At 38.8% G+C, this 13,813-nt stretch carries 13 protein-coding genes; 11 read left to right on the top strand and 2 right to left on the bottom strand.

The genetic code is table 11. The features are described 5' to 3' along the window. Positions 1-159 precede the first annotated feature (159 nt). The 11 genes from PSE69_RS06405 (at position 160) to PSE69_RS06355 (ending at position 11,536) form a co-directional block, all read left to right on the top strand. Complete coding sequence (locus PSE69_RS06405; protein WP_004918492.1) at positions 160-1,104, top strand: Kdo(2)-lipid IV(A) acyltransferase; 945 nt, start codon at positions 160-162, stop codon at positions 1,102-1,104. 71 nt (positions 1,105-1,175) lie between these two features. Further along, entirely contained in the window at positions 1,176-2,396 is a 1,221-nt protein-coding gene (gene mdtG / locus PSE69_RS06400) for a multidrug efflux MFS transporter MdtG (RefSeq protein ID WP_272675178.1), read from the top strand. A gap of 443 nt (positions 2,397-2,839) precedes the next feature. Further along, entirely contained in the window at positions 2,840-4,372 is a 1,533-nt protein-coding gene (locus tag PSE69_RS06395) for a peptide MFS transporter (RefSeq protein ID WP_004918490.1), read from the top strand. Between the two features lie 142 nt (positions 4,373-4,514). Continuing rightward, positions 4,515-5,306 carry a PhzF family phenazine biosynthesis protein gene (locus tag PSE69_RS06390; RefSeq protein WP_121874518.1) on the top strand — a complete coding sequence of 264 codons (792 nt, stop codon included), beginning with the start codon at positions 4,515-4,517 and terminating at the stop codon, positions 5,304-5,306. A 212-nt stretch (positions 5,307-5,518) separates the two neighbouring features. Further along, complete coding sequence (locus tag PSE69_RS06385; RefSeq protein ID WP_014658007.1) at positions 5,519-5,929, top strand: acyl-CoA thioesterase; 411 nt, start codon at positions 5,519-5,521, stop codon at positions 5,927-5,929. Positions 5,930-6,194: 265 nt separating this feature from the next. After that, the gene (locus PSE69_RS06380) at positions 6,195-6,650 is read left to right on the top strand and encodes a DUF1097 domain-containing protein (protein WP_014658006.1); all 456 of its coding nucleotides are present in this window, start codon (positions 6,195-6,197) and stop codon (positions 6,648-6,650) included. A gap of 435 nt (positions 6,651-7,085) precedes the next feature. After that, positions 7,086-8,132: an aliphatic amidase gene (locus PSE69_RS06375; RefSeq protein WP_004918358.1), complete on the top strand. Its 1,047-nt coding sequence runs from the start codon at positions 7,086-7,088 to the stop codon at positions 8,130-8,132. A gap of 145 nt (positions 8,133-8,277) precedes the next feature. Continuing rightward, the gene (locus PSE69_RS06370; protein ID WP_121874519.1) at positions 8,278-9,291 is read left to right on the top strand and encodes an AAA family ATPase; all 1,014 of its coding nucleotides are present in this window, start codon (positions 8,278-8,280) and stop codon (positions 9,289-9,291) included. Positions 9,292-9,294: 3 nt separating this feature from the next. Further along, complete coding sequence (locus PSE69_RS06365; RefSeq protein WP_121874520.1) at positions 9,295-9,780, top strand: AmiS/UreI family transporter; 486 nt, start codon at positions 9,295-9,297, stop codon at positions 9,778-9,780. Between the two features lie 564 nt (positions 9,781-10,344). After that, a complete protein-coding gene (locus PSE69_RS06360) occupies positions 10,345-10,911 on the top strand; it encodes a tetratricopeptide repeat protein (protein WP_004918352.1) in 567 nt (188 codons plus the stop codon). A 187-nt stretch (positions 10,912-11,098) separates the two neighbouring features. Beyond that, entirely contained in the window at positions 11,099-11,536 is a 438-nt protein-coding gene (locus PSE69_RS06355; RefSeq protein WP_004918350.1) for a universal stress protein, read from the top strand. 183 nt (positions 11,537-11,719) lie between these two features. On the opposite strand, the gene PSE69_RS06350 is transcribed toward PSE69_RS06355, so the two are convergent. Together PSE69_RS06350 and agp are read right to left on the bottom strand one after the other, a co-directional pair. Continuing rightward, the gene (locus PSE69_RS06350) at positions 11,720-12,211 is read right to left on the bottom strand and encodes a GNAT family N-acetyltransferase (protein ID WP_014658003.1); all 492 of its coding nucleotides are present in this window, start codon (positions 12,209-12,211) and stop codon (positions 11,720-11,722) included. 153 nt (positions 12,212-12,364) lie between these two features. Then, the gene (agp, locus tag PSE69_RS06345) at positions 12,365-13,624 is read right to left on the bottom strand and encodes a bifunctional glucose-1-phosphatase/inositol phosphatase (RefSeq protein ID WP_004918346.1); all 1,260 of its coding nucleotides are present in this window, start codon (positions 13,622-13,624) and stop codon (positions 12,365-12,367) included. Positions 13,625-13,813: the final 189 nt, after the last annotated feature.

Here is a 13,813-nt window from a genome sequence, read left to right as displayed (position 1 = left end):
TAATAGATACTATTGATAATTTGATTGCTTTTAGCACTGGCTTGCTTGCTCATCTCATGGCCTTCTAGTCGCTAAAATCAATCTGTTAATCGCTGTTGTCATAAAAATTTAAACAACTCACAACAGCCTTCAGTCACTAACCTAATTTTTTGGAAACCAATGATACAAGCTCCAAAGTTTGATAAAAGTTTATTACACCCACGTTACTGGCTCACTTGGTTTGGTATCGGTCTGCTTTACGTACTGGTTCTTTTGCCCTATCCCATGATTTATTGGATGGGAACCCGTTTAGGCTTATTGTCCAAACATTTGCTAAAAAAACGCGCCCAAATTGCCGATCGCAACCTAGCGCTCTGTTTTCCTGAAATGAGCTTAGAAAAACGCCAACACTACATTGATAAAAATTTTGAGTCCGTGGGTATGGGGGTTTTTGAAACAGGCATGGCATGGTTTTGGCCTGAATGGCGCATACGCCGCTGGTTCAAAATCGAAGGGCGTGAACATATGATTGCGGCTCAATCGACAGGTCGTGGCATTATTGTATTAGGGATCCATTTTCTGACATTAGAGCTTGGTGCAAGAGCTTTCGGTATGCTTAACCCCGGCATTGGCGTTTACCGCCCAAATGATAATAAATTAATGGACTGGCTTCAGACCCGAGGACGCCTACGCTCTAACAAATATATGTTGGACCGCAAAGACGTCAAAGGGATGGTACGCAGTCTCAAACAAGGGGAAATATTGTGGTATGCCCCCGACCATGATTATGGTCCTCGAAATAGCTCGTTTGCCCCACTATTTGCAGTAAAAAATGCAGCAACCACCAATGGCTCAGCGATCTTATTGCGCTTAGCGAATCCGCTTATTGTTCCTTTTATTCCGCGTCGCTTACCCGCAGGAAAAGGTTATGAGTTGGTTATTCAACCTGCTGTCGATGATTTCCCTATCGATGATGAAGTCGCGGTTGCAACCAAAATGAATCAACTTATTGAGCAAGCGATATTATTAGCCCCCGAACAATATATGTGGCTACACCGACGTTTTAAAACGCGCCCCAAAGGAGAAACTTCTTTGTACGGTGATTTAGACAAAATCCATCATTAGATAAAACACAACGGCTGTCAGTTATCTGGCAGCCGTTGTGTTTTAAGCATAAACAGTTGAGCAAGGAGTCTATGTTAAACAGAAACAGTTATTGGAAACGTAATCTTTATGTCGTTTGGTTCGGTTGTTTTTTAACCGGTGCGGCATTTAGCCTGATCATGCCTTTTCTTCCGCTTTATATTGAGGAGTTAGGGGTTACCGATCACAGCTCATTAAACCTATGGACAGGGGCCGTTTTCAGTATTACGTTTTTGTTTTCCGCTATTGCCGCTCCATTTTGGGGGCGTTTATCTGACCGCAAAGGCAGAAAGTTGATGCTACTACGCTCAGCACTCGGTATGGCAATAGTGATGGTGCTCATTGGTTTCGCTCAAAACATTTGGCAATTATTGATACTAAGGGCCTTATTAGGACTACTCGGTGGATTTGTGCCCAATGCAAATGCCCTCATCGCCACACAAGTTCCCGTGAAAAAAAGTGGTTGGGCAATGGGCGTATTAGCGACGGGTGCCGTTAGTGGTGCCCTGATCGGTCCATTGATTGGCGGGTTACTTGCTGACCAATATGGCTTACGCCCCGTTTTCTTTATTACTGCAACGGTCCTCTTTATTTGTTTTATTGTGACCTTATTCTATGTTCGTGAACGTTTTACCCCTGTTTCACGTAAAGACGCGCTGAATAACAAACAAGTATTTGCCTCCCTCAAAAATAAGAATTTGGTGATTAGCTTATTTTTTACCACCATGATTATTCAAGCTGCGATTGGTTCCATCAACCCTGTCATTACACTCTATGTTCGTGATCTTGCAAGCACGACTGAGAATTTAGCCTTTATTAGCGGGGTAATTGCCTCAATTCCAGGGGTTGCAGCGCTACTCAGTGCGCCTAGATTGGGGAAACTAAGTGATCGTATCGGGCCAGAAAAAGTGCTACTTGCAGTATTAGCGGCCTCTATTTTTGTTTTATTCCCTATGGGATTGGTGAGTAATTACTGGGAGTTGGGGGCGCTGCGTTTCTTGCTCGGTGCATTAAACGCCGCTTTATTGCCCGCAGTACAAACATTAATTATCTATAACATCTCACATCAAGTGACAGGGCGCATTTTCAGCTACAACCAAGCCTTGCGGGATGTTGGGAACGTGACTGGCCCGCTAATGGGCTCGTTTGTGGCCGCAAGCTATGGCTTTAGAGCCGTCTTTTTCTTTACCGCTGCCTTAGTTCTATTTAACTTACTTTATTCATGGTACATCATTAAACGTCAATCTCAGGATTGTAAATCACCATCGGCCTAATAGAAAAGAGAGGGCTAAGCCTTCTCTCGTTGTAGAACAAAACATCCCATCACGTTCACTGTGAATAATCGGTAGAGTTATTTATTCATTTCCCTCATTTATTGTAGGTATAACAGCATTTTATGCAAAAAACACAGAAAACATAACATAAATTTATGTTTTATAAGGCTATGTTTCTTTTATAATCACCTCTTTTCTTGTCAACAAAATTCCTGTATTGTCGCCTACCTTATCGTGAAAAATGCGAGTGATATCGACTTTTCACCTTAAAAAAACACTTTTCACAATAAATATATTCTGTTTTTCAGTGTTTTTATAATAATGTATGTTAAAAATATGTTTACAAAATGAAGTTAACATATCTCTAAATTTTGGCACCTACCACTTTGTCAGGTGTTTTTTCAAGCACAACTAATCAAAATATAATTTATCGGAGTTCACAGATGAGTCATTCTGCGACTAAAACAAAAACCTTTTTTGGGCATCCATACCCACTGAGTTCACTCTTCCTCACCGAAATGTGGGAAAGGTTCTCTTTCTATGGCGTGCGCCCACTGCTCATCTTGTTTATGAGTGCCGCACTGCTACAAGGGGGAATGGAGTTACCTATTGAGCAAGCTTCCGCTATCGTCGGGATCTTTGCTGGTGGGGTTTATATCACATCACTTCCTGGTGGCTGGCTAGCAGATAACTGGCTAGGGCAGCGCAGAGCGGTTTGGTACGGCTCGTTAATCATTGCATTCGGCCACTTATCGATCGCAATGTCAGCGTTTTTAAGCAATACCTTCTTCTTTGTTGGTCTCCTATTAATCGTGTTAGGAACTGGTTTGTTTAAAACCTGTATCACGGTCATGGTGGGAACACTCTATAAAAAAGAAGATACTCGTCGTGACGGTGGTTTCTCCTTGTTCTATATGGGGATTAACATGGGGTCGTTTATCGCCCCACTGATCATCGGCCCTCTGCATGAAAAATACGGCTGGCATCTTGGCTTTGGTCTTGGCGGTATCGGTATGCTGATTGCACTCTTGATTTTCCGTTTCTATGCCATCCCACAAATGCGCCGCTACGACAAAGAAGTCGGGTTAGATTCAACGTGGAACCGCCCAACTGTCGAGCGTAAAAATGTCGGTAAATGGGTAACGCTCGCTATGGCAATCCTCGCGGTGTTGGTGATCCTTATCGACAATGGCGTTATCCCATTTAATGCGGCGACAATCGCAAAAAGCTCAGCCTACATCATCTCCACGTGTGTGGGTATCTACTTCTTTTTCATGTTCTTCTTTGCCGGTCTTAATAGCAGTGAGCGTTCACGTCTCCTCGCTTGTTTGATACTGCTCATTGCAGCAGCTTTCTTCTGGTCAGCGTTTGAACAAAAACCAACCTCATTTAATATCTTTGCACGTGACTATACCGATCGCCAAATGGGCTCATTTGAGATCCCAACCATTTGGTTCCAGTCTATCAACGCATTGTTTATTATCCTGTTGGCACCTGTCTTTAGCTGGTTCTGGCCTTCTCTTGCCAAACGCAATATCAACCCAAGCAGCATGACTAAATTTGTCATCGGTATCTTATTTGCTGCGGCAGGCTTTGCGGTCATGATGATGGCAGCCAACCAAGTTCTTGCCACACAAACAGGGGTTTCGCCGTTCTGGTTAGTTTCGAGTATTCTTTTACTCACTCTCGGTGAGCTATGCCTAAGCCCTATTGGCTTAGCAACCATGACTCTGCTGGCACCACAAAAGATGCGTGGCCAAGTGATGGGGCTCTGGTTCTGTGCAAGCGCATTAGGTAACCTTGCTGCTGGTATCATGGGCGGGAATATCAATAAAGAGCAACTAAATTCAATGCCTGAGTTGTTCTCACATGTTTCAATCGCATTAGTTATCTGTGCAATCGTGCTAGCTGCATTAATCATTCCAGTCAGAAAAATGTTAAAAAATGCAGATGATAACGAAGTAAATGCAAAATAATTTTCCGTTAGTTATCAATCATCCCCTCGCCCGATATGCAGAATTGCCTATCGGGCGTTTTTATTTCATCCTTAAAACTATTATGTTAGTGATTAATTAACGCTATACTTTTCCCCTATTTAACCTGCTTTTGGAAACCGTTATGAGTCTTTCAACACTGCCTGTTTTCTATGTTGATGCTTTTACCAATACCCAGTTTCAAGGCAACCCTGCCGCGGTCGTATTACTTGATGAATGGTTACCAGATAACCAATTGATTGCGATTGCGGCTGAAATTAATTTATCAGAAACCGCATTTTTAGTTGGGGAGCATATTCGCTGGTTCACACCGGCGGTAGAGGTCAATCTCTGTGGGCATGCCACATTAGCGACTGCATTTGTCCTTAATCAGTTTAGGCAACACCCCATTAACCCTTTTATTTTTAAATCCCTCTCAGGGGAGCTGACGCTTTATAAAAATGGCAGTGGGTTTACTCTCGATTTCCCTATTCTCAACACACAACCCGCTTCAATTGCAGATTACCCACAGCTAGCCGATATTTTGGGGGTTGAAATTGAAGCATTGTGGCTAGCTAAAGATCGCTATGTCTGTTTCTTAAGTAGCCCTGACCAAGTGGCACACTGCTCTCCAAATATGTCTGCTTTAGCTGCACTGCCTCTACCTGGCCTAACAATTACAGCAGCAAGTCATGAACCACATATCGACTTTGTTTCACGCTATTTTGCCCCAGCTAAAGGCGTGGATGAAGATCCCGTCACAGGTACCTCGCATTGTGCCATTGCCCCATTATGGGCGGCTCGCTTAAATAAAAATCAGTTAGTCGGCCATCAAATATCGGCTCGTGGTGGTGTCGTACTATGTGCGGTTGAAGATCAGCGGGTAAAATTAACGGGTGAGGCAACACTGTTTTTAACGGGTCATATACATCTATGATCACTAATATATTTACCCTTGAAATATCATCGGTGTAATTTATTTTAAAAGCATATTACACTGAGTTGATAGATGAAAGGCAGCTAGGCGACGACGCATATGCCACTAAATACATACAAATGTATGCCATTATTGCATCAATGCCGTCAGCAATGCTGCCATTTGAAGTATGACGAATATCGTCTCCACAGCAATTATTGTAAGGCCATATTATGCGTTCTGACGTTGATGAGATAATCACGCAAAAAATTGAAGGTTCTATCACAAGTGTTTCAAAGGTTATTTTTCCAACCACCACTAACCACCACGACACCTTATTTGGTGGTACCGCTCTCGCTTGGATGGATGAGGTCTCTTTTATTACCGCAACACGTTTTTGCCGTAAACGCTTAGTGACAGTCTCAACCGAAAAAATCAATTTCACTCACCCGATTCCTTCTGGCACCATCGTCGAATTAGTCGGTAAAGTTAGCCGCGTTGGTCGAACAAGTTTGACTGTCAATGTGTCGATATTCTTAGAAGATATGTATCGTGAAGGACGCGAAGAAGTGATCCATGGTCAATTTAATTTTGTTGCCGTTGATGATAACGGAAAACCAACACCGTTATTTGATATGGAATAGTGTATATCTAGGTAGCAAGCTGTCAATCGAACCCGTTCAACAGGCACTCACCTGCTACCTAGCTGTCTAAAAACAACACGTTCAATCTAGATAGGAAAATTTCCGCGTATATCTTGATCAAATGCTTTTTTTTACTTGATTAGCTAATGATAGAATCCCCTCCCTTCGATAACCTCTCCCGATAGATGGCTCGATAAACATGTCAAGAGAATGACGGGTTCATTTTCTATTCTGGTTTAACTTTAATCATTATTTAAGAATCACTGTGAAAATACTTTTTTCTATTTCTTTAACAACCGCGATTTTGTCAGCCGTTTGGGCGTGGTTAGCGAATTCGTTAGGGCTGATTGGGTGGGCTGGTTTTTTAGGCTGTACCGCTTATTTTGCTTATCCAAAAGAAGGCATTAAAGGGTTGTTCATTACCTTCTTCACTACCGCCAGCGGAGTCGCATGGGGTCTCATTATGCTCCACAGCGATACCTTGTTTAATGGTATTCCTAATTTATTGGAATATTTGATCACGGGTATTGTGGCTTTTATGATGTGCATTCAAGCAAGGCAGCAATGGCTATCATATATTCCCGGCACATTTATTGGCGCATGTGCTCTTTTTGCCTCTCAAGGCGAATGGACAGCCGCCCTTCCTTCATTATTGGTGGGGGTCTTATTCGGTTATTTAATGAAAAAAAGTGGCTTATGGTTATCTGAAAAATTAAAGTGACATTTCAATTTTACGGGGTTGCCGTTTTATCATGACATTAATCAGTTAGTTGTGCTGATTTTTTACAAATAAGAACGACAACCCTCTACTAAAGATTAAACTTTGAAAAACAGCTAAGCGCGCCCATCACCAACATTTATCATTAATTTAAATCAAAATCACAATATAAAAATAAATTTATTACACAAATTTTCGTTATTATCCCCCATTACCTCTTCTGTGATTGACCAAGTAAAACCCCATATAAACGATAAAACACACTCTCTAAGAAAAAATTAGCTAATAAAATCAAACAATTAAATAACTCCACAAAATTCATTATAAAAATGCGACGTAAATCACATTTCGGCGCCATTTACTCCCCCCACTTGTAACTTAATAACTATATTTACTTAGTCGTAAAACGAACATCAAAATGACACAAAGGGGAAACTTATGAGACATGGTGATATTTCAAGTAGTCCAACATCAGTGGGTGTTGCGGTTGTGAACTATAAAATACCTCGTTTGCATAATCGAAAAGAAGTTATTGAAAATGCAAATAAAATCTCAGATGTTATTGCAGGAATGAAAACCGGTTTTCCAGGACTTGATCTGATTATTTTTCCTGAGTACAGCACTCAAGGCATTATGTATGATCATGAAGAGATGATGGAAACGGCAGCAACTGTACCGGGTGATGAAACACAAATTTTTTCAGCTGCATGTAAAGCAAATGGTGTGTGGGGCGTATTTTCAATCACAGGTGAACAGCACGAAGAACATCCCTTAAAAGCCCCTTATAACACACTTATCTTAATTGATGACAAAGGGAATATTGTACAAAAATACCGCAAAATTATCCCGTGGTGCCCTGTCGAAGGTTGGTATCCAGGCGATAAAACTTATGTTTCAGAAGGACCTAAAGGGTTAAAAATAAGTCTAATCATCTGTGATGATGGTAATTATCCTGAAATATGGCGTGATTGTGCAATGAAAGGCGCTGAGTTAATTATTCGCTGCCAAGGCTATATGTATCCTGCCAAAGAGCAGCAAATTATGATGGCAAAAACCATGGCGTGGGCAAATAACTGTTATGTCGCCGTGGCGAATGGAACAGGTTTTGACGGTGTTTATACCTACTTTGGTCATTCCGCTATTATTGGTTTTGATGGTCACACATTGGGCGAATGTGGTGAAGAAGAGATGGGCGTCCAATACGCGCAACTTTCCGTCACGGAAATTCGCGATGCGCGTCGATATGACCAATCACAAAACCATCTCTTTAAAATATTACATCGTGGTTACACCGGTATTTATCAATCAGGTGATGGTGATAAAGGTCTCGCAGAGTGCCCGTTTGAGTTTTATCGTAGTTGGGTTCTAGATGCAGAAAAAACTCAACAGCAAGTTGAAAGCATAACCAGAGAGACTATCGGTGTTTCAGAGTGCCAAGTTTACAATTTACCAACCGATGGCAATAAAATAAAAATTGTAGGCTAATGAATAAACTATAAATTTACTAAATATAAATTGTTATTTTTAAACGTTGTCGTATGCGTCAACAACGGGGAATATTATCGTATTTTATATAAATAGTTTTTCTTGATTTACTACTTAATAAATTATCACTATTTAGGAATAATCCATGCCCTTTATTAATGATATGCTAGCTGAAAGTCATAAAGAAAAACACATTTCAGAGCCCCAAAAAAAGATGGGCCATTTCCGGTTTATTTTTGATCCTGATAAAGTCATTCAATATATTGAAAATACTATTATTGGCCAAGAGGAGGCTTTAAAACAGTTAAAGGATATTCTTTATTGTATTAAAACCAATATTTTTGATCCCGAAAGGCCACTAAGTACCATGCTATTTCTTGGGCCAACTGGTGTTGGTAAAACAGAAACAGTGATCGCTTTAGCAAAAGCGCTTAATAATGGTAAAGCGCATTATTGTCGCATAAATATGAATACGTTGTCTCAAGATCATTATGCCGCATCTTTATCTGGTGCACCTCCCGGTTACGCCGGGAGTAAAGAATCATATTCCTTGTTTGATATAGATAAAATCGAAGGAAGCTATAGTACACCAGGTATTGTCTTATTTGATGAAATAGAAAAAGCAAGCAAAGAAGTGATTAGAACACTGCTCAATATTCTTGACACTGGTGAATTGAGCCTTGCAAATGGCCAGAAAGTTATTAACTTCAAAAATGCCATTATTATTATGACTTCCAATTTAGGCTCTAGAAATATTTTAAATGAAAAACAGGGGTTAGTACATTTATTCACTAAAAAATATTATCAGCAAAAAATACTAAAATTGTTAGAAAATAAATTCGAACCTGAATTTATTAACCGTATCGATAGAAAGATTAGCTTTAATAAAATAGATTCAGAACAAGCGAGTAAAATTATTGATATTGAACTTTCAAAACTCAATAAAAGAATCGCTAAAAACGCCGTCACAGTAGTACTGGATACTGCAACAAAAATGAAAATAAATTCAATGTGCGATCGTCGCTACGGGGTAAGAGATATCAAGCGAATATTTAAAATTCATATTGAACCATTAGTTGCCGATATAATATTACATGAAAAAAGCAGAGAGCACATAGAATTTACTGTCGAAAAAAATCAATTCTCCCTCAAGAGGTGATAAATGAATGGCCTATTACTCATTTTTATTGGTAGCGTTTTAATCATTAACGGTATTTCTATCATTAAAGGATATGACAACAAAGAAACAGGAATATTCAATGGCATTATTGGTTTTTTCTGCTTAATTGGCAATATTGTTTTAATGGTAAATGCTAAAGAAAATACTGCATACCTTGCCCTTGCTCAATCAATGTTATTTACATTCACTTATATTTTTCTCAGTTTTATAAAGATATATTCACTATCAGGGAAACTATTTGGTTGGTACTGCCTTTTTGTCTTTTTTAATGCTTTATTCTACGCCTACTACACAAGTGCTGATGCTCGAATGATTGCACTATGGTTGCTTTGGGCTATTCTATGGTTTCTATTTTTCTGCGTATTTTCACTTAATAAAACCATTAAATATCTCGGTGAGTTAACTTTGGTAATCGGTATTGTGACTTGCACCTTACCTGGGCTAATGATGGTAACTAACGCCTGGTAAAATAACGTCTAAATAACAACATCCCCTAAATTGCTAGGGGGTGTTAACGATTTTTAACTTATATTTAAATAATTATACGTTTAAGAAAATGCCTAAAAATAACCGGCTTTAAATGCCGTTTTTAAGGGGTTGTTAATTGATTTTTATTTATTCTTTAGCATGCTTGATATTTCAAAAAAACTATCCCAATCCAGCATTAGCAAAAAAAACCAGCATATCGAAAAATACTATATAATATGCTAATTACAATATAATAAACTTATAAAATACTCCCACTCCGTCACCATCTGAATTTAACTCACCCCATGCCTTGTTTTATATTAAAAATACACATAATCTGCGTGATATCGATTCATCACATTGAAATATCTTCCATCATATAAAAAACGTTAAAACACATTGATATTCTATGTTTGGCGACGTAGAGTATTTAACGTAAAATTTATTGGTTAACCCTAACAACGATTGTTGATAATGTTATTATTCGCTTGATCTATGTCTTCATATAAAAACGAATCACTATCTTTATCTTGCTCACTGACACAATAAGATATTAATAGCACTATGTATAAAATCTACTCATTACTGTTACTTTTCATTCTTTCTATTCACTCAAGTTTCGCGGAAGTTCCAAAAGAGACGTTAAGAATTGTGGAGAATGAAGCCAAAAAAGGTGATATCAAAGCGCAAGTTATGCTAGGTATTGGCTATTACCTAGGCAAAGAGATAAAACAAGATTATCCTAAAGCTAAAAAATGGTTAACTATGGCGTCCAATAAGGGTAACGCAGATGCACAGCTTTTTTTAGCCGATATGTACTTAAATGGTAATGGCGTTGAACCTAACATTGAAACTGCAATCAACTGGCTTGAAAAATCCGCCAATCAAGGCAATGCAGAAGCCCAGAATTACCTTGGGCAGATATACTATCAAGGCGTTGGAGTGAAACAAAACTACATTATTGCTTTTGATTGGTTTAAAAAATCAGCCGATAAAAAGTTCCCACCAGCACAATACCAAGTCGGTAAAATGTATGAAAATGGTGAGGGTACAGAAATGGATGATAAAGCGGCGAGCGAATATTTAAATAAAGCCTGTAAAGGTGGTTTAAAAGAAGCTTGTAAAAAGTAATCTATTCGTTTGATTCACTGCTACAAGCCGTAGCAGTGATACTTTCCTCCCCTACTTTCAACACTGAACAGCTATCCCCTTTCATTTTTAACCAAAATAGCTAATTACATTTAAAATATTAATGATTAATTTCAATATGCTTTGAAATGTTCTAAACTTATAAAATAAAAGATAAAAAGGAGGATTTATGTACAAAACTATTTTAGTTCCGATCGACGTTAGCGAAGATGCACTGACTGATCTCGTCATACCCCATGTTAATGCAATTCAGAAATTAAATGACGCTGAAGTTCATTTCCTTGCTGTCACAGCACCTATTTCTAACTATTTGCGCTATGGTGGAACCATTCTTCCTAGTGATTTCCCTGACGAAGAAAAGCAAGCCGAAGTGATTCTCGATGAATTAAAAGAGAAAGTTAAACGCTTCTCTATCCCAGAAAATAAGATCCACGTCACCTCTTCTGTCGGCTCCGTGAAAGATGAAATCTTGGCTATCGCTGAGGAAATCAATGCAGATCTCATTTTAATCGGCTCTCGCCATCCAAGTATGTCAACATACCTGTTAGGGTCTAATGCAGCATCTGTCGTACGCTATGCAAAAACTTCAGTTTTAGTCGTTCGATAATAAAAATGCGATAGCAAAAAATAGATTTTTTAATAAAATATTCAGCCTTTAAACTCATCAAGATCATCTTTTTACGATGATATCAAGAGATAATAAATACACACAATTTATAAGACTATTACACAAGATTATCAGTTAAATTGAAGGCTCATAAACATTTTCGTGGCTTTCACGCCCTGCTTTTTAGCAGGGTTTTTTCTTCATTAACGATGATAGTTTCAATCGAAAACGCTTAAAAGCCACCCCATCAAAATCCACCTCTCCCTCTTCGATAAAACCATAGCGCCTAATTGCGCCCAGTTTTTTTCGACTTAATGGGAGGTGGATAGTTATCGACGTTAATGACAGTTGAGCCGCCGCTTGCTCAACTATTTTTTTAGCAATATTTTTACCGTATCCCCAGTAATCTGGATGAAGCACTAACGCTAAATCTGCGTCTCCATTTTCATCTTGAAAACCACCCCAGCCGCCAAATACGCCATCAAAAGTTAATGCCCACACACCAAAGCCATGTGTTTGCCAGTGTTGCTCTTTTTGTTTGACCCATTCCTTGCAAAAAGTCTCATCAAATTGATTATCACCTAGCGGCATATGCGCTAATACAAGCGGGTGAGTATTTAATGCGATGATGTCATGACAGTTAATTTGACTTAAACGTTGTAATTGGATATTCATTTTGTCCAGTTTTATCGATTTATCTTGTGTAAAAAACAAATGCTAACACACACACGGGGGTCCATTCCGTGAGTTTTAACATGCGAAATATAAAGTATATATACAGATGATATTTATTGCCCGCAAGACCACGGGCAATAAATAGAGGCTATTTTAGTTTGATTGATCTAATGCTGATTTCATCACTTTTTGGAAATCTTCCCAAGAGCAGTATCCATTTTTATCTATTGGGCAATTTTTCATTTCTAGCGTGACATGTTTTGGTGGCGTTTCTAAAGACAGGTAACTATTATTTCTAAGTTGCTCTGCTGTTTGATATACATACTCCACTTTAACATAGTCTTTCTTATCGCTCTTATCATGCCAACGTTGGAAGACCAATTTTCCACCAATAGGCGTATATTCATATTGATCAGGTAGTTTATAAGGTTTGAAATCCATTGCTGACATTAAGGAAGCAATATTTGAGTCATGCCCAACCAACATAATAAATTTAGCAGTCTCACCTTTATCAGCGGAAACAAAGCCCTTATTGATATAATTTAATAATGGGTGAGCCACATTCTTCGCAATCAATTTGGGGGAAAATAGCGTTTCCTGATAACCATTTTTAAGGGTATTTAATTTAGTCCATTTATCATCAGTGTTGACCATACCCCAAGCCACTTGTGATTCAGGAAAACCCTCATAGTATTGCAAATCGATAGCATCTACTGCCGAGTTCGCTATTTTAAGTGAGCCAACAACCCCCGGTTCTTTATTCGCTTCAATAATAAAACTGTTTGTTTGCGATGAAAGCTCGCAGAGTTTATCGGTCTTACATTTCTCCGAATTTTTAATGTCGAGCACGGTATCCAATTCATCATAACCAGGTTTAAGGTTGAGGCCCTTTAAATGCTCCTCCATGGCTAATAATGCTTTTTGTTTAAACTCAGGGCTATCGTTAGTAATGATTGGATTAAAAACAGGATCCATCTTACCTATTTCAGGTTGGTGGTGGATCTTCACTGTGCACCCAGGAAATGCGCCCGCAGTGAAAAATTGAGCCGTTGCAATGGTTCTTTGTAAGCTATTCGTGTAAACGAAAAGATCTTCATTACCCGTTGGGCATAATTCATCGGGAACTAATTTATTTTGCTCAATCCATTCTCTAAAGTAGTGCCCCATATACACTTCTAGTGCACCACCTTTTGTTGTTAAATAGCCACTTTGCGCATCCCAAGCTGGCCATTTTTTATCGGTAACTTCGGTTAAGATCCCCGTATTCACAATCGGTGTGCGCAAATTATGACGACTTAATAATAAAACTTGGTCAAGTTGCATATTTTCGACATTATCGGTATTTGCAAGTACTGGAGTCATTGGGGTAAGCAATGCGGCTGATAAACAAACTGTTAAAACTTTATATTTCATCGAAAGCTCCCTACCATTTTGTTGTTGTATATTATCGTTATGATTCCTGCCGTTAATATTCTATAAAAACAATCCCATTATGATTATTTTTCTATAAAATTAACATTCCGTTATAATGAAGTAACTGACTTTTTTTTCTGCGATTAATATCTCAAAAATAGACTTGGCCTGCTGTTTTTCCCTCAATTA

The sequence above is a fragment of the Providencia sp. PROV122 genome, assembly GCF_028482365.1.
GTDB classification, from domain to species: Bacteria; Pseudomonadota; Gammaproteobacteria; order Enterobacterales; family Enterobacteriaceae; genus Providencia; species Providencia stuartii.
This window is presented reverse-complemented; position numbering and strand designations above follow the sequence as displayed.

What these genes read in the sequence shown, in the direction of transcription:
- PSE69_RS06405 (WP_004918492.1), top strand. Translation starts at nt 160, where the DNA reads ATGATACAAGCTCCAAAGTTTGATAAAAGTTTATTACACCCACGTTAC.
- mdtG (WP_272675178.1), top strand. Translation starts at nt 1,176, where the DNA reads ATGTTAAACAGAAACAGTTATTGGAAACGTAATCTTTATGTCGTTTGG.
- PSE69_RS06395 (WP_004918490.1), top strand. Translation starts at nt 2,840, where the DNA reads ATGAGTCATTCTGCGACTAAAACAAAAACCTTTTTTGGGCATCCATAC.
- PSE69_RS06390 (WP_121874518.1), top strand. Translation starts at nt 4,515, where the DNA reads ATGAGTCTTTCAACACTGCCTGTTTTCTATGTTGATGCTTTTACCAAT.
- PSE69_RS06385 (WP_014658007.1), top strand. Translation starts at nt 5,519, where the DNA reads ATGCGTTCTGACGTTGATGAGATAATCACGCAAAAAATTGAAGGTTCT.
- PSE69_RS06375 (WP_004918358.1), top strand. Translation starts at nt 7,086, where the DNA reads ATGAGACATGGTGATATTTCAAGTAGTCCAACATCAGTGGGTGTTGCG.
- PSE69_RS06370 (WP_121874519.1), top strand. Translation starts at nt 8,278, where the DNA reads ATGCCCTTTATTAATGATATGCTAGCTGAAAGTCATAAAGAAAAACAC.
- PSE69_RS06365 (WP_121874520.1), top strand. Translation starts at nt 9,295, where the DNA reads ATGAATGGCCTATTACTCATTTTTATTGGTAGCGTTTTAATCATTAAC.
- PSE69_RS06360 (WP_004918352.1), top strand. Translation starts at nt 10,345, where the DNA reads ATGTATAAAATCTACTCATTACTGTTACTTTTCATTCTTTCTATTCAC.
- PSE69_RS06355 (WP_004918350.1), top strand. Translation starts at nt 11,099, where the DNA reads ATGTACAAAACTATTTTAGTTCCGATCGACGTTAGCGAAGATGCACTG.
- PSE69_RS06350 (WP_014658003.1), bottom strand. Translation starts at nt 12,211, where the DNA reads ATGAATATCCAATTACAACGTTTAAGTCAAATTAACTGTCATGACATC.
- agp (WP_004918346.1), bottom strand. Translation starts at nt 13,624, where the DNA reads ATGAAATATAAAGTTTTAACAGTTTGTTTATCAGCCGCATTGCTTACC.